22 protein-coding genes are annotated in these 19,860 nt (G+C 68.5%); 7 read left to right on the top strand and 15 right to left on the bottom strand.

Going from position 1 to position 19,860, the window contains the following annotated elements:
* Positions 1-7: 7 nt before the first annotated feature.
* From ISU10_RS17595 to ISU10_RS17630, 8 genes are all read right to left on the bottom strand, one after another.
* Positions 8-160: a hypothetical protein gene (locus ISU10_RS17595; RefSeq protein ID WP_194697733.1), complete on the bottom strand. Its 153-nt coding sequence runs from the start codon at positions 158-160 to the stop codon at positions 8-10.
* A 799-nt stretch (positions 161-959) separates the two neighbouring features.
* Positions 960-1,127 carry a hypothetical protein gene (locus tag ISU10_RS17600; RefSeq protein ID WP_194697734.1) on the bottom strand — a complete coding sequence of 56 codons (168 nt, stop codon included), beginning with the start codon at positions 1,125-1,127 and terminating at the stop codon, positions 960-962.
* A gap of 32 nt (positions 1,128-1,159) precedes the next feature.
* Positions 1,160-1,642 (bottom strand): hypothetical protein, encoded by a 483-nt coding sequence (locus ISU10_RS17605; RefSeq protein WP_194697735.1) that lies wholly within the window; start codon positions 1,640-1,642, stop codon positions 1,160-1,162.
* Between the two features lie 148 nt (positions 1,643-1,790).
* Complete coding sequence (locus ISU10_RS17610; protein WP_194697736.1) at positions 1,791-2,672, bottom strand: alpha/beta hydrolase; 882 nt, start codon at positions 2,670-2,672, stop codon at positions 1,791-1,793.
* Positions 2,673-2,700: 28 nt separating this feature from the next.
* The gene (locus tag ISU10_RS17615) at positions 2,701-3,576 is read right to left on the bottom strand and encodes an alpha/beta hydrolase (RefSeq protein ID WP_194697737.1); all 876 of its coding nucleotides are present in this window, start codon (positions 3,574-3,576) and stop codon (positions 2,701-2,703) included.
* Positions 3,573-4,916 carry a cytochrome P450 gene (locus tag ISU10_RS17620; protein WP_194697738.1) on the bottom strand — a complete coding sequence of 448 codons (1,344 nt, stop codon included), beginning with the start codon at positions 4,914-4,916 and terminating at the stop codon, positions 3,573-3,575. Before ISU10_RS17620 ends, ISU10_RS17615 begins: the two co-directional genes overlap by 4 nt.
* Entirely contained in the window at positions 4,913-5,404 is a 492-nt protein-coding gene (locus ISU10_RS17625) for a nuclear transport factor 2 family protein (RefSeq protein WP_194697739.1), read from the bottom strand. The genes ISU10_RS17620 and ISU10_RS17625 overlap by 4 nt, the downstream gene beginning before the upstream one ends.
* Positions 5,401-7,203, bottom strand: coding sequence for a peroxidase family protein (locus ISU10_RS17630; protein WP_194697740.1), 1,803 nt, complete (start codon positions 7,201-7,203; stop codon positions 5,401-5,403). The genes ISU10_RS17625 and ISU10_RS17630 overlap by 4 nt, the downstream gene beginning before the upstream one ends.
* Positions 7,204-7,356: 153 nt before the next feature.
* Between ISU10_RS17630 and ISU10_RS17635 the strand changes: the two genes are divergently transcribed.
* Positions 7,357-7,701, top strand: coding sequence for a UBP-type zinc finger domain-containing protein (locus ISU10_RS17635; protein ID WP_194697741.1), 345 nt, complete (start codon positions 7,357-7,359; stop codon positions 7,699-7,701).
* Positions 7,702-7,714: 13 nt separating this feature from the next.
* On the opposite strand, the gene ISU10_RS17640 is transcribed toward ISU10_RS17635, so the two are convergent.
* Positions 7,715-8,644, bottom strand: coding sequence for an LCP family protein (locus ISU10_RS17640; RefSeq protein ID WP_194697742.1), 930 nt, complete (start codon positions 8,642-8,644; stop codon positions 7,715-7,717).
* Positions 8,641-9,249, bottom strand: a complete 609-nt coding sequence (locus tag ISU10_RS17645; protein ID WP_194697743.1) for a hypothetical protein — start codon at positions 9,247-9,249, stop codon at positions 8,641-8,643. Before ISU10_RS17645 ends, ISU10_RS17640 begins: the two co-directional genes overlap by 4 nt.
* 145 nt (positions 9,250-9,394) lie before the next feature.
* Here ISU10_RS17645 and ISU10_RS17650 point away from each other — a divergent pair, with 145 nt between their 5' ends.
* The gene (locus ISU10_RS17650; RefSeq protein ID WP_194697744.1) at positions 9,395-13,249 is read left to right on the top strand and encodes a multifunctional oxoglutarate decarboxylase/oxoglutarate dehydrogenase thiamine pyrophosphate-binding subunit/dihydrolipoyllysine-residue succinyltransferase subunit; all 3,855 of its coding nucleotides are present in this window, start codon (positions 9,395-9,397) and stop codon (positions 13,247-13,249) included.
* A 66-nt stretch (positions 13,250-13,315) separates the two neighbouring features.
* A complete protein-coding gene (locus tag ISU10_RS17655) occupies positions 13,316-13,495 on the top strand; it encodes a DUF6104 family protein (RefSeq protein WP_194697745.1) in 180 nt (59 codons plus the stop codon).
* A 30-nt stretch (positions 13,496-13,525) separates the two neighbouring features.
* On the opposite strand, the gene ISU10_RS17660 is transcribed toward ISU10_RS17655, so the two are convergent.
* From ISU10_RS17660 to ISU10_RS17675, 4 genes are all read right to left on the bottom strand, one after another.
* Positions 13,526-14,206 carry an SDR family oxidoreductase gene (locus ISU10_RS17660; RefSeq protein ID WP_228501257.1) on the bottom strand — a complete coding sequence of 227 codons (681 nt, stop codon included), beginning with the start codon at positions 14,204-14,206 and terminating at the stop codon, positions 13,526-13,528.
* Positions 14,203-15,174 carry a zinc-binding dehydrogenase gene (locus ISU10_RS17665; protein WP_194697746.1) on the bottom strand — a complete coding sequence of 324 codons (972 nt, stop codon included), beginning with the start codon at positions 15,172-15,174 and terminating at the stop codon, positions 14,203-14,205. Before ISU10_RS17665 ends, ISU10_RS17660 begins: the two co-directional genes overlap by 4 nt.
* 98 nt (positions 15,175-15,272) lie before the next feature.
* On the bottom strand, positions 15,273-16,388 hold the full coding sequence (locus ISU10_RS17670) for an NAD(P)-dependent malic enzyme (protein WP_194697772.1): 1,116 nt from the start codon (positions 16,386-16,388) through the stop codon (positions 15,273-15,275).
* Between the two features lie 66 nt (positions 16,389-16,454).
* A complete protein-coding gene (locus tag ISU10_RS17675) occupies positions 16,455-16,835 on the bottom strand; it encodes a S24 family peptidase (protein WP_370865613.1) in 381 nt (126 codons plus the stop codon).
* A 55-nt stretch (positions 16,836-16,890) separates the two neighbouring features.
* On the opposite strand from ISU10_RS17675, the gene sodN reads away from it, so the two are divergent.
* The 4 genes from sodN to ISU10_RS17695 all read left to right on the top strand — a co-directional run bounded on the left by sodN (position 16,891) and on the right by ISU10_RS17695 (position 19,208).
* On the top strand, positions 16,891-17,292 hold the full coding sequence (gene sodN / locus ISU10_RS17680; protein ID WP_194697748.1) for a superoxide dismutase, Ni: 402 nt from the start codon (positions 16,891-16,893) through the stop codon (positions 17,290-17,292).
* A gap of 308 nt (positions 17,293-17,600) precedes the next feature.
* Positions 17,601-17,771, top strand: coding sequence for a hypothetical protein (locus ISU10_RS17685; RefSeq protein ID WP_194697749.1), 171 nt, complete (start codon positions 17,601-17,603; stop codon positions 17,769-17,771).
* A 161-nt stretch (positions 17,772-17,932) separates the two neighbouring features.
* Positions 17,933-18,286 (top strand): hypothetical protein, encoded by a 354-nt coding sequence (locus ISU10_RS17690; RefSeq protein ID WP_194697750.1) that lies wholly within the window; start codon positions 17,933-17,935, stop codon positions 18,284-18,286.
* A 49-nt stretch (positions 18,287-18,335) separates the two neighbouring features.
* Positions 18,336-19,208: a LysR family transcriptional regulator gene (locus ISU10_RS17695; protein WP_194697751.1), complete on the top strand. Its 873-nt coding sequence runs from the start codon at positions 18,336-18,338 to the stop codon at positions 19,206-19,208.
* 5 nt (positions 19,209-19,213) lie between these two features.
* On the opposite strand, the gene ISU10_RS17700 is transcribed toward ISU10_RS17695, so the two are convergent.
* Positions 19,214-19,840: a LysE family translocator gene (locus ISU10_RS17700; protein ID WP_194697752.1), complete on the bottom strand. Its 627-nt coding sequence runs from the start codon at positions 19,838-19,840 to the stop codon at positions 19,214-19,216.
* Between the last annotated feature and the right edge of the window lie 20 nt (positions 19,841-19,860).

Here is a 19,860-nt window from a genome sequence, read left to right on the forward strand (position 1 = left end):
GCCAGGGCTACCTGCGCAGGCTCGGCGGGATCGGCGCCTTCAGCACCAGGGCCAGCAGGAAGAACCAGATCAGCGTCTCCCAAGGGCCGAACCCACGCAGGGTGAGCAGCAACCCGACCAGGACGATCACGCCGATGGCTCTGATCTGCCAGGGCTTCACGCATCAGCTCCAGTCAGGCTGTCCGTCCACGTTCCGTCATGGTGAACGACCAGGCCGTTGGTCGGGTACCAGATGCCGATGCAGCCAACCTTGAGCACGCAGTTCTCGAACGAGCCCTTGCGAAAGTGCCGGTACCCGCTGTGGGCCCCGAACCCCCAGTCGTACGCGCCGACGATCCGTCTGATGGTGCCCCGCCAGTACATCTGGGCCGCCGTGCTGAAGTCCCACGCGGTCTGGATGTCGTAGGTCGTGCGAACCGACCTTGTCCAGCACCAGTGAAGGCTGGACTGCGTCCTGCGTATCGCTGGCCGCTGCCTCAGCCTGAGCCCGCGGCGAGCCGTAGGACGCGGAGGGCACGAGCACGATGGCTGACGTCGTGGCGGTGAGGAGAGCAGCAAGGAGCGCCACCACCGGAGTGGCCCGCGAGACCTTCTTGGACATGTCATCGTGCCTTCCAGAAGGAGATTCAAGACATCCATGTTCTTGGACTACGAAGCCAAGCATGTCCAGAAGGGTGCGTCGACCTTCGCGGGCGCTACTGCGAGGTCTGTTCCCAAAACGTTGAACCTTCTGGAAATCTCCACCAAGACAGGGCGCGGTTGGCTGGATGAGGCCGCGACCTAAGGCCGGTTGCCTGCCCATGGAGTACTACGACCGCTTCTTCGACCCGTCCCTCTACACCCGCCAGGCCGCCCACGACGGCCTGTGGCACGGGTAGCGGTCGCAGCGCACAGATGCTGTCCGAGTCTGCGACGAGCCAGGTGCGTCGCAGGCTCGGACATCTTGCCCTCTCGCCCAGTCATCCGACCGGGGAGCGCCCACGCCTCCGACGCCACCAGGCGATGACCTGACCGGTCGTGGCCGCGAGGGCGATCCCGGCACCCAGGAGCCAGTCGCGGGCGCGCGGGTGACCGTCCGATGCCACGAGCATCGCCGCGCCGAGGATCGCCCACGTGCTCAGCACCATGACGGCCGCTCTTGTCGGGCTGGACACAGCAGTCAGCACCCTTCGGTCTTCCACCAGAATGCGCCGCCGCTGAACAGGTAGGGGAAGTGCAGCTCGACGCACCGTCCCCTGGCCGCAGCGGAGGTGAAGCTGCGGTCGAGCAGGTAGGCGTAGACCGACACGAGCGCCGTGCAGCCGACGATGCCCACGCCAGACGGCAGCTTGCTGCACATGTGGGACGCCCAGGAGACCACACCGATCAGTCCGGGGCCGGCCAGGGCCGCAACAGCCCGGGTCTCCCGCTTGGTGAACTTGACGCAGACGTGGGTGTAGAAGTCACACATGAATGCGCGCGCCCTGCGCGCAAGCAACGTGTCGCCGTCGAACGCTGCGTCAAGCACCTGGACGGGTCGCCACGTGTCGTGCTCGACGAGCCGGCTGACAGGGTCGCTCGGCTCGACTGCCGACGCAGTCGCGGTGGTGCTCCCCAAGACTCCGAGAATCGCGGCGAAGAGTGCCGCCGTCTTGTACCTCAAGCTTCCTCCTTCGGATCGGTCGCCAGGCTCTGGCAACGAGAGGAAGCATGGAGCGAAACGAGTCGCCCCCGTCGGGTCGGTCGCGCAATCTGTGGATAGACCGCCTCGACACCGACTCGCTCCGCTCACACGGGCAACCAGCCAGTGCCTACACGTACTCGATGAAGAACGACACGACGTCGTCGAGGTGATCATTGATGTAGTGGTAGCCCTCGTACCTTCCGGTGGACGGATACCTGATGAGGGGCTGGACTCGAGGCGTTGCGGCGACCATGGCCTCGACGTCGGACATGGTGCCCCAGGGGTCGCCGGTGCCCTGGACGTAGGAGCACATCGTGGTCGTCAGGAGCCTTGCAGCGATCGAGGGATCAGCCTTGCTGGGCAGCGGGGCCCGCAGCGCGGCGTACGACCAGTCGGTCGGCCGGACCACTGCTGAGCCGAGCGTCCTGCCCAGCTGGTCCTTGCCGAACCGCGAGATGTAGGTGCCTGCCCGGTTGGGCTGGATGAGCAGCATCGCCGGGAGGGGCTGGCAGTACGGCGCCGCCTCGAGGGCCGTGTTGCCGCCCATGGAGGTGCCCAGTACTCCGATCCGGACGGGGTCGACGTCCGTGCGCGTGCGCAGGTAGGACATCGCACCGAGCAGGTCGCGGCCCTCCCAGGCTCCGAAGGTCATCGGGAAGCGCCGACCGCTCTGCCCGTGGTTGCTGAGGTCGAAGCTCAGCACATGCAACCCCGCGTCGTGCAGGGCCCGCATCATCGGCAGGAAGTCGACGTCGCGGTCGGTCCAGGGCACCTGGCCGGCGACGTTGCCGGCGCGGTTCCACAGCCAGCCGTGCACGACGACGACCGCCGGCCCGCGAGTCTTGCGGGTCCTGCCCGGGATGAACCACCCCTCGAGCGGCACGCCGTCGCTGGCATGGAAGGAGACGTCCTCGTGGGCGAGGCCGACGTCTGCCGGGTTGCGTGTGATCGGCTGACGCTGCCCGATCACCATCAACTTGACCAGCTCGACCGATCGAGGCAGCTTCATGGAGCGATCATGGCACCGGCACAGCGGTCTACAGATACTCCCTGAAGTAGGCCGCGACGTCGTCGGCCTGCTCGGTGACGTAGCGGTACCCCTCGTACCTCCCGGTGCTCGGGTACTTCACCAGCGGCAGCACCTTCGGCGAGCGGTCCACGAAGGACTGCACGATGTCCATCGAGCCCCACGGGTCGCCGGTGCCTTGGACGTACTTCTGCTGGGTGTCGGTGAGGCGAGCGGCGTAGACCCCAGGGTCGATGGTGCTCGGACGCGGCGCCCGGGCGGCGAGGTAGGACACGTCCACCATCGGCAGGCTGGCAGACCCGATCTTGCCCATCACATCGGCGGCGAACGCTGCGGAGAACTTGTACGGCATGGTCGGCTGCACGAGCAGCATCGCCTTGATCGGCAGGCACTCCACCGCCCCGATGAGCGCGATGTTGCCTCCCATGGACGTGCCGACCACGCCGATCCGTGAGCCGTCGACGTCGGCCCGGGTGCGCAGGTACCTCACCGCACCCACGAAGTCGCGAGCCTCGAACGGACCGAAGGTCAAGGGCAGCCTGCGGCCGCTCTCACCGTGGTTGCTGAGGTCGAAGAGCAGCACGTTGAACCCGGCGTCGTGCAGTGCCTTGGTCGGCGGCAGGAAGTCGACGTCGCGGTCGGTGAACGGCACCCGCCCTGCGACGTTGCCCATCCGGTTCCAGAGCCAGCCGTGCACGAACAGGACCGTCGGGGCAGGGCCCTCTCCTCCTGCCGGGATGAACCAGCCCTTGAGGCCGACGCCGTCGGTCGAGGTGAAGGCGACGTCCTCGAAGGCCAAGCCGGCCTCAGCCGGCGAGCGGGTCACGGGCAGGCGCGCACCGACCACCATCAGCTTGGTCAGCACCATCAGCCGCGGCGCCTTCATGAGGAGGCCTTGACCTCTGCCGGCGTGAAGCTCACCGTCAGGCCCGATGCCGGCAGCGGGAACAGCTCGTTGGTCAGCGTGAGGTCCTGCGGCGGGATGGTCCAGGTCAGCTTTCGCAGCAGCAGCGTGAGGTACATCTTGATCGCGATGGTGACCATGTCCTCGCCCGGGCAGCGGTGGTGGTTGCGCTCGCCGTCGCCGTGCGGCACGTAGCTGCCCGGAGCCAGCGCCGCCTCGCGCTCGGCGGTGAACCGTTCGGGGTCGAAGGCCTCGGGGTCGTCGAAGACCTCGGGGTTGCGCATGTTGATGTGGATCGCGCCGATCATGCCCCAGCCCTTCGGCACGTGGTACCCGCCGATGTCGAGGTCCTCGACGGCCCTGCCGAAGAAGGTCGCCGAGTTCATCGCGAAGTGACGGCGCACCTCCTTGGAGAGCTGGCCCAGGTAGGTCATCCGGGCCACCTGGTCCATGGTGATCTGGCCGTCGGGCGAGACCGCCAGCACCTCCTCGCGCGCCTTGTCGCGCAGCTCGGGTCGCTGGCCGAGCACCATCGTGAGCAGGATGAACGGCACGAAGAAGCCGGCCTGCCCGGCGAAGATCAGGTGGCGTACGTCGCCCAGCAGGGTCTCTGCCTTCACGCCGTGACGGGGTGCCTCCTCGAGCATCCGCGACAGGATGTCGTCGTACTGCTCGGGGTGGTCCTGGTGCCGCTTGATCGCCTGGGCGAGCAGCACATCGAGCCGCTTGCGGCCCTTGAGGGCCTTGGCGTAGGGAGTGCCGGGAATCGGCAGCGGCAGGATCTGGAGGGAGTAGCGCATCGCCGCGAGGATCCGGTTGAGCTCGTCGATGTGCGCCTTGGACTCGTCACCGGTGTAGAGCGCTCCGGTCAGCTCGGCGGACGCGAGCTGCAGGTCGGGTCGGAGCGTGACGGTGCCGCTGCGGGCCCAGGTGTCGACGTGGGTCCCCCAGATCCGCTGCATGCGCTCGAGGTAGGCCGCCATCGCCTCGTCGGTGCGGACGGCGTGGAGCATCACGTCCTTGCGGGAGTGGTGCTCGTCGCCGTCGATCAACGCCAGCGAGCCGTGGAACATCTGCTCGACCGAGATGGGGTCGGTGCCGCCGCGCTGGACCTTGGGGTCCGTCGCGAACTGGTGGAAGGCCTCGTGCCCCGACACGATCACGAAGTTCTTGCCGAAGAGCCTGGTCTTGAAGACGGGGCCGTACTTCGCGATGTGGTCGCGGTAGAACTGGTGGTTGTTGCGCGCGATCGACATCGTCTCGCCGATCCAGGGGAGTCCGAGCTTCCCCGGCGGTAGCACCGACCTTTGGCCTGTCGTCACTTCTTGCCCCTCTTGATGCGGTTGACCAGCGGCATGAACGGCTTGCAGGCCCAGGTGGCACGCAGGACCCGGTTGATCATCACCTGGTTCCACTCGTGCAGCCAGTACTCCCTGATCTTGTAGTTCTCGTCGAGGAGGAACAGCCCGGTCGCACGACCGTCGACCGTCTTCATCGGCAGGTGCAGCTGGTACTTCAGGATGACCGTCGTGTACTGCTCGCCCGTGGTGATGTCCAGGACCTGGCCGGTGAAGGTGCCCTGGGTGACGAACCCGGTCAGCGTCCTGTAGAGCTCGACGATGTCATCGGTCGTCGTGTAGTCGCCGGACAGAAAGTTCTGGCCGGGGTAGTGGATCACCGCGTCCGGTGCGAGCAGGGTCCGAAACGTCACCAGGTCGGCCGACATCAACGCGTCCCAGTAGGTCTTGATGAGATCGATGCGCGCCTGGCGGTCCTGCTCGACATCGAGTCCACGAGACTGCTCGGTCACGCGATCTCCTTCCACGGCGCGAAGGCGTTGTCGACGCCGTCGAGGACCTTCGAGAGCTCGGGATGGTGACGCTTCAGCACGGTGACCATGGTGTTGTCGGCGATCCACTTCATGCCGGTCTTGGTGTAGTAGTCCTCGGTGAAGCAGTCGGTGAGGAACCGGTCGCTCTTGATGCGGCGCGAGGCCATCAGGATGAACACCCGGAAGGCCGTGTCGCTGAAGCCGAAGCCCTTGGGCGGCGTCTCGGCGTGCATGCCGATCTGGAGGTCGACGCGCTCCACGTCGCCGTACATCTCCTCCAGCTCCTTGGCCCACACCGGGTTGTCGGTGAGGTCGGCGAAGGACTTGGCCGCAGGCAGGTGCAGCTGGCGGCGGAACTCGTTGTAGCGCGGCACTCCGCGCTCGCGGTCGCGCATGATGTCGACGGCGCCCATGTCGAGCCGCACGCCATCGGGCAAGGTGAGGTCCTGCATCCAGGCCGGGAAGTTGTGGAGGCAGACGGCACCGGGGTGCGCGATGCCGAAGGAGTAGAACAGGTCACCCGACTTCACTCCGCTGGACAGCACCTTCTCGGCGTTGAGCAGGATGATCTCGGGCATCTCCATCGTGTCGATGAGAGAGCCGTCGGCCAGCGAGTGCAGCGCGAGCTGGTCGGGCAGCAAGGGGTGCAGTCGGTAGACCGCGGTGAACTCCTCGGTCAGCTGGTACGGCGACCCGTGCTGGTCGGCGGGCGAGCCCGGGATGCCGCTGATCTCCTCGTTGCTCCCCACCCGGCCGACGAGGTTGTGCAGCCGCTCCCCGAGCAGGCCCCACCAGTTGGCGCGCATGCCGATCTTCAGAGCCGGGTGGGCGATGATCGCCGGCGTCCACTCCACCGTGTGGATCTTGGCGATGAGCGCGGAGACGACGAGCTGACCCGTGCCGAACAGCTCGTCGTCGGACATCTCGGGGTGTTTGTTCTTCAGCGCCTCGCACACCGCGTTGTGCTCGAGGGTGAACAAGGTGTGCAGCATGCCGAGGCCGACCCACCAGTTCTCGCTGAACCCGGTGATCGCCGTACCCGTCGCGGCGTCCAGCGGCAGCCGGCCGTTCTGCACGACGAGCTTGCCGTCGGTGAAGGTGCGGACCCGCTTCTGCTGCTCCTCCGAGCTGCCGTAGATGCTCGAGGAGTCCCACCAGTGGGTCAGGCGGTTGCGGTAGGTGGGCGGCAGGTGAGCGTCCGCGTCGACTCGGGTGTCGTCGGGACGCGTGCGCGGGATGCGCATCGGGTTCTCGTGCCAGGCGTGTCCCTCGGGCAGGTCCAGCTCGAGCGGGACGTCGAGGTCACGGTCGTGCGAGAACCAGTCGTGGGTCTGGAACTGGATCCACGATGCTGCCAGCAGGTTGAGCGAGGTGGCCGGGGTGAACGTCTCGCGCCGCATCAGCGTGCGGCTGATGGTGTGCGGGTTGGGCTGCATCAGCCCCGGCATCGCCTCGGGGAACGCCTTGTCGAGCGCGACGTTGCGGCCGAACCGGGTGCCGGCCATCCCCATGTCGGGGTCGTCGAGAGTGGTGTAGGAGCCGTCGGGAGTGCGGAACCTGCCGGCGAGATGCGGGCACTGGTCGATCGTGACCGGGCCACGTCTCGTGCTCGGATCGGGCGTGCGGGTGTCGGTGAGGTTGTGCCAGCGCAGCTCGATGCGCAGCGCGATGATGTTGAGCAGGGCGACGGGCAGCGGCAGCCGGTGCCACGGTCGACGTCGGTTGATCCGGGTGAACGCCCGCACGAGCGAGCGACCTGCGAACGATGGCTTGCTCATGGCTACAACTCCGGGCGGCTCGGGCTGCGAGTGTGGGGGCCGGGGGGCGCACCGCGAGCCATCGTACGGCTGGCGAGGGCTCGGCGTACTAGTCCGATCGGATCATCCCGACGGCGTGTCGGGCGTGGTACGAGCCGACGTAGGTTGGCGCTCATGGACCTGACCGGGATCGACCCCGAGGTTGCGCCGAGCGGGCCGGGGTGTGTTGAGTGCGAGCTCTCCGGTGGGTGGTGGGTGCACCTGCGCAGGTGCGCTCAGTGCGGCCACGTCGGCTGCTGCGACACCTCCCCCATGCAGCACGCCACCAAGCACCACATCGAGTCCGGGCACCCCGTCGTCCAGTCCTTCGAGCCGGGCGAGGACTGGTTCTGGGACTACGTCCTCGACGCCGTCATCTCCGGCCCCCGCCTCGCCGACCCCCAGCACCACCCCGTCGCCCAGGACGTGCCCGGCCCCGAGGACCGCATGCCGCCTGACTGGGAGAAGTACCTGAACTGAGAGCGACTCGCGCTCAATCGCAGGACTCCAGGGTCGCGTCGTTGCGGGCGCGGTCGCCGAGACGCTTGGCCTGGTCGGTGTAGGGCAGCACGACGCTGGCGCCGCCGATGTTGCCGATGCCGCCTTGCACCACGCAGTTGGTGATCTTGGCCGGGTCGACCTGGGCGAGGGCCTGGCCGAGCTGGAAGAGCTCGGACGGCGGCAGGTCGGTGTGGAGGTACTGCAGCACGTGCAGGACGCCGTTCTCGATGAAGCCGGGCTCCTTGGCGCGGGCCCGCACCTTGGCCTGGATGCCTCGCAGCACCCGCTGCTGGTTGGCCGAGCGATCGAAGTCGCCCCGGATCAGGTTGTGGCGGATCCGCGAGAACGCCATCGCGTCGTAGGGGCCGAGGTGGATCTTGCCCTGCTTGAAGCCCTCGGGCTTGAGGTACTGGTCGCTGAACGCGACCGGGTTGTCGACCTCGACGCCGCCGATGCTGCCGATCAGCGCCTGGAAGAACTTGAAGCGGGTCACGAACACGTAGTCGGGCTGGACCCCGACCAACGCGCCCACGGCGTCGCCGAGCGCCTGCGGGCCGCCGAAGTACAGAGCCGCGTTGATCTTGTTGGAGCCGTAGCCGGGGATGGAGACCCAGGAGTCACGGGGCACACCGATCGCGGCAGCCGCGCCGGTCTTGAGGTTCATGCCGACCAGCTGGAGCGCGTCGCCTCGCGTGTGGGTCATGTCCTCGCCGGGACGGGCGTCCGAGCCGACCGCCAGGATCCAGACGACGTCCTTGCTGACCTCGGGGTAGTCGACCCCGGTGGCGCGGTTGACCTTGACCAGCTCGATCTCGGTCGGCTTGACCGCGGAGTCGGGTACGACGAGCGCCGCGACCGCGAGCACGACCGCCAGCGTCGCGACGCGGCGTACCCATCGGATGTGCGTCGTGACCACGCTCATGCCTGGTCCCCCTTGGTCATGTCGTAGCCGAAGACCTGCCATCCGTCGGGAGACTTGGTCAGGAAGAGTCGTCCACGCACCACGACGTCACGCGGGGCGTCACCGTCGGCCGTGAACTCCAGCACCACGCGGGCGGTGGCTGCGACCGGACGGCCCTTGACGGCGAGCACGTCGACGGTGACCTTGCGCTTGGTGGCCTCGACACCGGTGGTCTCGGTCCCGATGTCCTGGTTGCTCATCAACGCCTTGTCCTTCTTGGCATCGGCGGCCGCGCCGGCGGTGAAGCCCGGCCAGGAGTCGGCGAAGTCGTTGCGCGGGTAGTCACCCCCGACGTACGCCGCGTCGAACCACGCGTCGACCGCCTGGCGGACCTGCTGTCGTACCGTGGCGCGCTTCTCCTGCGCCAGCTTGCCGGTGACCTTGCCCAGGTTCGCGGTGGTCGTCAGCGGTCCGGGCTCCTCGGTCGCCTGCGAGCCGCCGGGCTCCGACGGCCCGCCCGAGTCGCTCGAATCACCGCTGCACGCGGCCAGCGACATGGCCAGCGACACGGCCAGGCTCGCTGCCAGCAAGGCCGCGACTGGAGTGGGCGCGCGGAGTGTTCGCATCGTGGGGAGACTCCTTAGATCAACGTCACAACCCACCGTGCCTGACGACGGGGCCGTGGGTCGGCATTTGCTCGTGTCGGGGACTAACCTTCACTTCCGGATCTACTTTCGTCCGCACGCACCTGAGGAAGAGGCGAACCCAGCCGTGCCGCAGCCTTCTGGCAGCCAGTCCGACAACTCCGTGGGGTCTTCCGCACCCTCCACCGACCTGGGGGCCAACGAGTGGCTGGTCGAGGAGATGTACGACCAGTTCCAGCGCGACCCCAACAGCGTCGACCCGGTCTGGGTCGCGTACTTCAAGGCTCACCCCCAGTCCGGCAACGGCTCGGCCCCTCAGGCATCCGACCGACGTACGTCGCCGGCCCCGGCCGCCGCGCCGGCCCCCGCCCCCGCTTCCGCCCCGGCTTCTGGGCAGAGCGCTTCCAACGGCTCGCCGGGTTTCGAGACGGGCGCTAGCGCGCCCTCCTCAACCAACAAGGCGGCGCCCGCCGCGACGCCCGCCCCCAAGGCGACTCCGCGTCCCGAGGCGAAGGCCGCCGAGCCCGCCAAGGGCACCACGAACCCCGTGCCCAAGGACCCCAAGCCTGCCGAGCGGGCCCAGGCGAGCGACGACGCGACCTACACGATCCTGCGCGGCGCGCCAGCCCGCACCGCCCAGAACATGGACGCCTCGCTCACCGTGCCGACCGCGACCAGCGTCCGCTCGGTGCCCGTCAAGCTGTTGTGGGACAACCGCATCGTCATCAACAACCACCTCGCCCGCGCCCGCGGCGGCAAGGTGTCCTTCACTCACCTGATCGGCTACGCGCTGGTCAAGGCGCTCAAGGCGATGCCGGAGATGAACGTCGGCTTCGACACCATCGACGGCAAGCCCAACCTCATCCAGCCGGCCCACATCAACCTCGGCCTGGCCATCGACGTGCAGAAGGCCGACGGCACCCGCCAGCTGCTCGTGCCCTCGATCAAGGCCGCCGAGCGCATGGACTTCGCGGGCTTCTGGACCGCCTACGAGGACATCGTGCGGCGCACCCGCGACAACAAGCTCACCGTCGAGGACTTCCAGGGCACCACGATCTCGCTGACCAACCCGGGCACGATCGGCACCAACCACTCGGTGCCCCGCCTGATGAAGGGCCAGGGCGCGATCGTCGGCGTGGGTGCGATGGAGTACCCGCCGGAGTACCAGGGTGCCTCCGAGGAGACCATCGCCCGCAACGCGATCAGCAAGGTGATGACCCTCACCTCGACCTACGACCACCGGGTCATCCAGGGCGCGCAGTCCGGCGACTTCCTGCGTCGCATGCATGCGCTGCTGCTGGGCGAGGACGACTTCTACGACGAGATCTTCGCCGCGCTCCGCATCCCCTACGAGCCGATCCGCTGGGCCAAGGACATCGCGACCTCCCACGACGACGAGATCGGCAAGCAGGCACGCACCCTCGAGCTGATCCACGCCTACCGGGTGCGCGGCCACCTGATGGCCGACACCGACCCGCTGGAGTACCGCCAGCGCAGTCACCCCGACCTGGCCGTGGAGTCGCACGGGCTGACCATGTGGGACCTCGACCGCGAGTTCCCGACGGGCTCGTTCGGCGGCGAGGGTCGGCGGTTCATGAAGCTGCGCACGATCCTCGGCGTGCTGCGCGACTCCTACTGCCGCACCACCGGCATCGAGTACATGCACATCATGGATCCCGAGCAGCGCCGCTGGATCCAGGAGCGGGTCGAGCAGCCGCACAGCAAGCCGCCTCGTCAAGAGCAGCTCCGCATCCTGCTCAAGCTCAACCAGGCCGAGGCGTTCGAGACGTTCCTGCAGACCAAGTTCGTCGGCCAGAAGCGGTTCAGCCTCGAGGGCGGCGAGACCACGATCCCGGTCATCGACGAGATCTGCGAGGCCGCCGCAGAGGCCGGGCTCGACGAGGTCACCATCGGCATGGCCCACCGAGGACGTCTCAACGTGCTGGCCAACATCGTCGGCAAGAAGTACAGCCAGATCTTCCGCGAGTTCGAGGGCAACATCGACCCGCGCACGGTCCAGGGCTCCGGCGACGTGAAGTACCACCTGGGCGCGGAGGGCGAGTTCCTCTCCGGGCTCGGCGACAAGATCAAGGTCTCCGTCGCCGCGAACCCCTCCCACCTCGAGGCCGTCGACCCGGTCCTGGAGGGCATCGCGCGTGCCAAGCAGGACGTGCTCGACCGCGGTGCCGAGTACCCCGTGCTCCCGCTGCTGGTCCACGGCGACGCAGCGTTCGCGGGACAGGGCGTGGTCGCCGAGACCCTGAACCTCTCGCAGCTGCGCGGCTACCGCACCGGCGGCACCATCCACGTCGTCGTCAACAACCAGGTCGGGTTCACCACCTCGCCCGGCTCCTCGCGCTCCAGCCTCTACTGCACCGATGTCGCGCGGATGGTCCAGGCGCCGATCTTCCACGTCAACGGCGATGACCCCGAGGCGTGCATCCGGGTGGCGCGGCTGGCCTTCGAGTACCGCCAGGCGTTCAACAAGGACGTCGTCATCGACCTGGTCTGCTACCGCCGCCGCGGTCACAACGAGGGCGACGACCCGTCGTACACCCAGCCGTTGATGTACGACCTGATCGAGCAGAAGCGCTCGGTCCGCAAGCTCTACACCGAGTCCCTCATCGGTCGTGGCGACATCACGATCGAGGAGGCCGAGCAGGTGCTGGCCGACTACCAGCAGCAGCTCGAGCGGGTGTTCACCGAGGTGCGCGAGGCCGACTCGCAGCCCTCGGAGTGGACGACCGTGCCCGACTACCCGGACAAGCCGGTCGGCGAGGCCACCACGGCGGTCACGCCCGAGGTGATGAAGCGCATCGCCGATGCCTACGTCACGCCTCCCGAGGGCTTCACCGTGCACCCGAAGGTGATGCCTCAGCTGCAACGTCGCTCGCAGGCCATCGCCGAGGGACCGATCGACTGGGGCACCGGCGAGATCCTCGCCTTCGGCTCGCTGCTGATGGAGGGTCGTCCGGTCCGTTTGTCCGGCCAGGACTCGCGCAGAGGCACGTTCGTCTCGCGGTTCGCCACGATCATCGACCGGGTCAACGCCGACGAGTGGACCCCGCTGTCGTCGCTGACCGAGGATCAGGCGAAGTTCCACATCTACGACTCGTTGCTCAGCGAGTACGCCGCCCTCGGGTTCGAGTACGGCTACTCCGTCGCGCGCCCCGAGGCGCTGGTGCTCTGGGAGGCGCAGTTCGGCGACTTCGTCAACGGCGCCCAGACGGTCATCGACGAGTTCATCTCCTCCGGCGAGACCAAGTGGCGTCAGCAGTCCGGCGTCGTGATGCTGCTCCCCCACGGCTACGAGGGCCAAGGACCGGACCACTCCTCGGCACGTATCGAGCGGTTCCTCCAGCTGTGCGCCGACGAGGCGATCGTGGTGGCCCAGCCATCCACCCCGGCGTCGTACTTCCACCTGTTGCGTCGTCACTCGCTGGGCGAGGAGCACCGGCCGCTCATCGTCTTCACCCCGAAGTCGATGCTCAAGCGCAAGGAAGCAGCCTCTCAGCCCGACGACTTCACGACCGGCCAGTTCCGGCCGTTCATCAGCGATGCCGAGGCCGATCCCGATCAGGTCGACACGTTGCTCATGTGCTCGGGTCGCATCACCTGGGACCTGATGGTGGAGCGGGCCAAGCGCGAGGATGCCGGCCGGTTCGCGATCGCCCGCGTCGAGGAGCTCTACCCCGAGCCGATCGAGGCGATCAAGGCCGAGATCGCGCGCTACCCGCGACTCACGTCGTTGCGGTGGGTACAAGACGAGCCGCGCAACATGGGTCCCTGGCCGCACTACCGGCTCAACGTCTGGTCCCACGTCGAGAACGGCCTCGAGGTCGAGCCGATCACCCGGCCGCCGCTGTCCTCACCGTCCGTGGGCACCGCCAAGCGGCACGCCGAGGAGCTCAAGGCGCTGATCGCCGCGGCGTTCGAGGACCCCACCGCGAAGCCGGGCATCGACGCGCAGCACCACTACTGACCTGGACCGTTGGCCGAGGAGGTCGCGCTAGCGACCTCCTCGAGACCGAGTGAGGCGAGAGGGACGATGTACTTCACCGACCGCGGCATCGAGGAGCTCGACAAGCGCCGAGGTGACGAGGAGGTCACCTTGGCCTGGGTCGCCGAGCGTCTCCAGGAGTTCACCGACAGCCACCCGGAGTTCGAGACGGCCGTCGAGCGCTTCGCCACCTGGCTGGCCAGGCTCGACGACCCGGACGACGAGTAGGCGCTGCGGTCTCGGCGGCTGCGGGGACTGTCAGCGTGGCGCCGGCCGGAACCTGACGTCGGGGATCGTCGCGTCCCGGGGTAGGTCGAGCACGTGCACGATGGTCGCCGCCGCCGACTCCGGGCTGGCCCAGTCGGCGGGGTCGTAGGCCCTGCCCTCCTGCTCGTGGACCTTGGCCTGCATGGGGGTCGACGTACGCCCCGGATAGATCGTGGTCACCCGCACACCGTGAGCCGCCTCCTCCTCCCGCAGCGAGTCGGCGATCGCCTTGAGCCCGAACTTCGAGGCGGCGTAGGCGCCCCACCGCGGGCTCGCGACCAGGCCGGCACTGGAGTTGACGAACACGACTGTGCCGCGGGCGGCGCGCAGGGCGGGGAGCAGGGCGCGGGTCAGCTCGGTGGGCGCGACCAGGTTGATCCGCAGCTGGTGGGTCAGGTGCCCGAGCTCCAGCTCGGCCACCGGCTCGAGCTCGATCACACCGGCCGAGTGCACGACGGCGTCGAGGAGGTCGATCCCCTCGACGCGCTCGGCCAGCCGGTCGAACTCGACCAGGTCGGCTACGCGAACCTCGGCTCCGGCGTACCGCTGCCGCAGGTGGTCGGCCCGCTCCTCGTTGCGCGCCAGCAGGACGAGCTCGTCGCCGCGCGCGTGCAAGGCGTCAGCGACCGCCTGACCGATGCCGGACCCGGCGCCCGTCACCAGAGCCCTCATCGGGTGAAGACGACCTTGCCGAACAGGTCGCCGCTCGCCATCGCCTCGAAGCCCTCGCGTGCCTGGTCCATCGGCAGCACGCGGTCGATGACTGGCCGCACGCCGGTCGCGTCGAGCATCGAGGTGAGCGACGCCAGCTCTCCGCGGGTCCCCATCGTCGAGCCGATGACCTTCAGCTGCAGGAAGAAGATGCGCGTCAGTCCCATGTCGGCCGGCATGTTGCCGGAGGTCGCCCCGGTCGTGACCAGGGTGCCGCCCACGCGAAGCGAGCGGATCGAGTGCAGCCAGGTGGCCTGGCCCACGGTCTCCATCACGGCGTCGACCGTGGTGGGCAGGCGTTGACCGGTCTCGTAGGCCTCGTGGGCGCCGAGCTCGAGCGCGCGCTGCCGCTTGCCCTCCTCGCGGCTGGTGACCAGCACCTTGAGGCCACCGGCCCTGGCCAGGCTGATCAGTGCCGTGGAGACACCGCCGCCCGCACCCTGCACGAGCACGACGTCGCCGGGCTTGCAGCCGCCCTGAACGAACAGCATCCGGTACGCCGTGAGCCAGGCGGTCGGCAAGCAAGCAGCCTCCTCGAAGCTGAGGCTCGCGGGCTTCGGCACGACGTTGCGACGCGGCACCGTCACGCGTTCGGCGAAGGTGCCCTGGTAGCGCTCGCTGAGCAACGACCGCTTCGGGTCGAGCGTCTCGTCGGCGCCGGAGAAGCCAGGGTCGCTGATGACCGAGTGGACCACGACCTCGTTGCCGTCCTCGTCGATGCCGGCGGCATCGCACCCGACGATCATCGGCAGCTGCTCCTGCTTGATCCCGACGCCCCGCAGCGTCCACAGGTCGTGGTGGTTGAGGCTCGCCGCCTTGACCTCGACGGTCGTCCACCCGTCGGGCACGTCGGGTTCGGGTCGCTCGCCGACCACCATTCCACTCAGCGGATCATCGGGTGAGAACGACTCGGCGTACACGGCGAACACATCCGTGAGGCTAGCGACCCCACCGCCCGCGATTCGTCAGAGGTCTGCCCGCTGCGGTTACCCGTCGGACCGCTGACGAATCGGCGGGTATCTGCCACTCAGCGGGTAGCCACACCGTCAGCGCGCGCGGCCTCGGAGACGGCGGCGGAGACAGCAGGACCGACGCGCTGGTCGAACGGCGAGGGCACGATGAGGTCCTCGCTCAGGTCGTCGCCCACGAGTTCGGCCAGAGCGTTGGCCGCGGCGAGCTTCATGCCCTCGGTGATGGCCGTGGCCCCGACGTCGAAGGCACCGCGGAAGATGCCGGGGAAGGCCAGCACGTTGTTGATCTGGTTGGGGAAGTCGGAGCGCCCGGTCGCCACGACGCGGGCGTGGCGGTGGGCGACGTCGGGGTGCACCTCGGGGTTGGGGTTGGCCAGCCCGAAGATGATCGCCTCGTCGGCCATCGAGGCGACGATCTCCTCGGGCACCGTGCCGCCGGAGACGCCGATGTAGACGTCGGCGCCCGCCATCACGTCGGCCAGGGAGCCACGACGGTCGAACACGTCGGCCGTCTGCACCGCGAGCTGTCGCTTGACGGGGGTCAGGTCCAACCGCGAGGAGTGCACGACACCCTGGCGGTCGAGAACGGCGAGGTCGCGCACTCCGGCCTCGAGCAGGATGCGCGCGACCGCGACTCCCGCGGCGCCGGCGCCCTGGATCACCACGCGTGTGCCTTCGGGCGAGCGCTCGGTGAGCCGCAGGGCGCTCTGCAGCGCCGCCAGGACCACGACCGCCGTGCCGTGCTGGTCGTCGTGGAAGACGGGGATGTCGAGCAGCTCCTTGAGCCGGCGCTCGATCTCGAAGCAACGCGGCGCCGAGATGTCCTCGAGGTTGATGCCGCCGAAGCTGGGAGCGAGCCGGACGACGGTCTCGATGATCTCCTCGACGTCGGTGGTGGCCAAGCAGATCGGAACGGCGTCGACGCCCCCGAACTGCTTGAACAACACGGCCTTGCCCTCCATGACGGGCATGGCGGCGGCGGGTCCGATGTCACCGAGCCCCAGGACCGCGGTGCCGTCGGTCACCACGGCGACCACGTTCGGTACCCAGGTGTAGTGGCGCGTCATGCTCGGATCGGCAGCGATCGCCTCGCACACCCGGGCCACGCCGGGGGTGTAGGCGAGCGACAGGTCCTCGCGGCTGTCCAGGCTCACGGTGGAGCGGCTCTCCATCTTGCCGCCGACGTGGAGGTCGAAGACGGGGTCGCCCGCGAACGGGTGGGTCACGGGCTCAGGCTCTCAGGTCGTCGGGCCGGATGGGCGGCTGGGACCCCTCAGTGGACGTGGCCAAGGCCACACCCGGGCGCGTACGACGGCCAGTACGTCGCCATCGGCCACCGGTCCGCGGTGGCGCGAGTCGACTCCTTGGCTGGGGTTGTCGCTGGCCAGCCACCACCCCGGCTGGTCCGAGGCGGTCAGCCGGCGGTCGGCTGCCCGCTTCACCGCGACCGTGCCGTCGGCGAAGCGTGCGACCACGAGGGAGCCCGGCCGCACGCGCCCGCCGTACCTCACCACGAGCCGATCGCCGGGGCGCAGCGTCGGGCGCATGGAGTCGCCGCGCACGACCGCCAGACCGACGGGAATCCAGCCCACCCGACTGGGCGTAGCAGCCTCCGACACGCCGAGTAGTGTCCCAGGCAGAGGACAACTCCCCGCGATCTGAGAGGACTTGTGCATGTTCGCACGACTGTTCGCCCCCACCGTCGAGGTCTCGGCCCACTGCGACCTGCCGTGCGGCGTCTACGACCCCGCGCAGGCTCGCATCGAGGCCGAGTCGATCAAGGCGGTCATCGGCAAGCTCGCCGACAACGACGACCCCGACTTCCGCACCCGCGCCGTCATCATCAAGGAGCAGCGCTCCGAGCTGGTCAAGCACCACCTGTGGGTGCTGTGGACCGACTACTTCAAGCCGCCGCACTTCGAGAAGTACCCCCAGCTGCACACCCTGGTCAACGAGGCCACCAAGCTCGCCGGCGCCACCGGCACCAAGGGCACCATGGACGCGGCCGTCGCCGACCAGCTGCTCGCGAAGATCGACGAGATCGCCGAGATCTTCTGGGAGACCAAGAAGGGCTGAGCTTGCTCAGGCCTTCGATGTCCGACCGAGGGCTCTTCGGCGCGCCAGCGGCGAAGAGCCATCGGCAAACGGTGAGCAAACAGGCTCACTGAGGGCCACGAACCGTGACCACGAGAGCCTCTCGGACGGTCGCCGCAGCTCCAGCTGCCTAGACCTGCCGGTCACAACGAGGCAAGACGTGAGCAGTCAAATCCCACCAGCGGGCCCTGACCGGCACGGACTGCGCAGAACCGCGCACACCGTTGTCGATGCGGTGCCACCTTCGTAGCGAATCGTTGACCCTCGGGCGCACAGTTGGGACCCCCGCCATGTCTGTTGCCAGCATCGACCACAGCATCGACCTCACCGTCGACCACACGGTCCACGACGACCGTTCCGACGGCGTGGACATCACTGCCTGGCTCGACCACACCGCGAGCCTGCGCCGAGAGTTCACCGGCTACGTTCCGCGCCACCGGGCTGACGGACCGGCCCGATAGGGGTCGGCTAGACCGCGCCAGACCAGGAGCGGGGCAGGTGCCGCTCCTCTGCGCGCAGCGCTGGCCGCTGCTACTTTCGAGATTCTCGGGATGTCACGACGTACCTCTCGAAAGGCCCCCCTCTCATGCGTCGTTTTCCTCTCATTGCTGCCTCGGCCCTGATGGCCGCAGGCCTCGTCACCGGCGTCACCGACTCGGCGTCCGCCGCCAAGCCACCCAGCTTCTCCTCGCAGGCCATCTCGGTCGGGCCGAATGACACCCAGGACCGCTGCGTGATCACGCTCAACTGGGCGGTTTCCGACCCGTCGACCGTCGAGGGCTACCTCGTGCAGGCCAACAACAGCCCGCTCAAGGGCAAGGGCACGGTCCAGGGCAACGTCATCACCGACACCACCGCGTGGTGGGAGCTCGACGACGACAGCCCCTTCTACATCAAGGTCACGATCATCCTTGCCGGCGGCAAGGAGTCGAAGTCGTGGAGCGTCAGCAACGCCAGCTGGAGCTGCCTCTCCTGACCTCCACCACGTGAGGCGTCGGGCGCCCATCGATAGATAGCATCGATGGGTGCTCGACGTCACCCGCCTCCGCGTCCTCGAGGCGCTGGCCCGCCTCGGGTCGGTGACGGCAGCGGCGGTCGAGCTCCACTACTCGCAACCGACCGTGAGCCACCACCTGGCCCGCCTCGAGGCCGAGACCGGTGCCCAGCTGCTGCAACGCGTCGGCAGGGGCGTGCGGCTGACCGAGGCCGGACGCATGCTCGCCGACCGGGCCGCCGAGATCATCGGTCGGCTCGACGTCGCGGGAGCCGAGCTGTCGGGGTACGTCGGACTGAGCTCTGGTCGCGTACGCCTGGCCGGCTTCTCCTCGGCCATCGGCTCGATCGTCCCTGCCGCCCTCGACCTGCTGGCCGGCAGGCACCCCGGCCTGGAGGTCAGCCTCCTCGACACCCACCCACCCGAGGCTCTGGAGCTGCTGCGTGCGGGACGAGTCGACGTCGCCGTGGTCTTCCGCTACGACGAGACCGAGCCCGAGCCGCCCGGCGTACGTCTGCACCACCTGCTCGACGACCCGGTGCACGTGCTCGCCCGGCGTCGGGTCCGCAAGCTCTCGACGTTGCGCGACGAGCGCTGGGTGGCAGGCTGCGAGCGCTGTCGCAGCCACCTGCTCGCGCTGTGCGAGGCCGAGGGCTTCGAGCCGCGGATCGGGTTCACCTCCGACGACATGGTGGTGATGCAGTCCCTTGTCGCAGCCGGCCTGGCGGTCACCACCATCCCGGGCCTGGCCCTGCGTGCGCATCGGGCCCCGGGGATCGTCGCCTCGGAGCTGTCGGGGTCCAAGCGCCACGTGTACGCCGCGACCTACGGCGAGCCGCCCGACCCGCCCGCCACCCAGGCGCTGCTCGACGCCCTGGCCGGAGCCGCCGGTCAGGCTGTCTGACCGCTTCAGTGCGCGACAGCCGCAAGCCGGATCGCGAAGCCGACCAGCAGCAGCCCGGTCACCTGCTCGATGCGGGCTCGCACCGTCGGCCGGCTCAGCCACGCACTGACCCTGGAGACTGCCAGGACGTAGCTGCCGAACCACCCGACGTAGAGCAGGGCGAAGATCGCCGACAGCAGCAGTGCCTGTAATCGCGACGAGTCGCTGACGGTGCCGTCCAGGGGCAGGAACTGAGGGAGGAAGGTGACGAAGAACAGTGCGACCTTCGGGTTGAGGGCGTTGGACAAGAAGCCCTGGCGCAGGTAGGACACGGACCGGCCGGCCGAGCCACCAGCAGCATCCGTCGCGCCTGGGGGAGCACCCCGTCCGGCGCGGATCGACTGGACGCCCAACCAGAGCAGGTAGGCCACGCCGACGGTCTTCAAGGCTGTGAACGCCTCCGACGACGTCATCAGCAGTGCAGAAAGACCGACGGCGGCGCCCATCGCGTGCACGACGACGCCCAACGCCCCGCCCGTCATCGTCAGCAGTCCGGCCACGCGGCCGCCGGCCAGCACGTTGCGTGTCATCAGGGCCTGGTCGGGACCGGGCATCATGATCAGCACCAGTGCCGTGATCGCGAACGTCGTCATACGACAACGGTGCGGCTAAG

The sequence above is a fragment of the Nocardioides agariphilus genome (genome assembly GCF_015352445.1).
Taxonomy (GTDB): Bacteria; Actinomycetota; Actinomycetes; order Propionibacteriales; family Nocardioidaceae; genus Nocardioides; species Nocardioides agariphilus.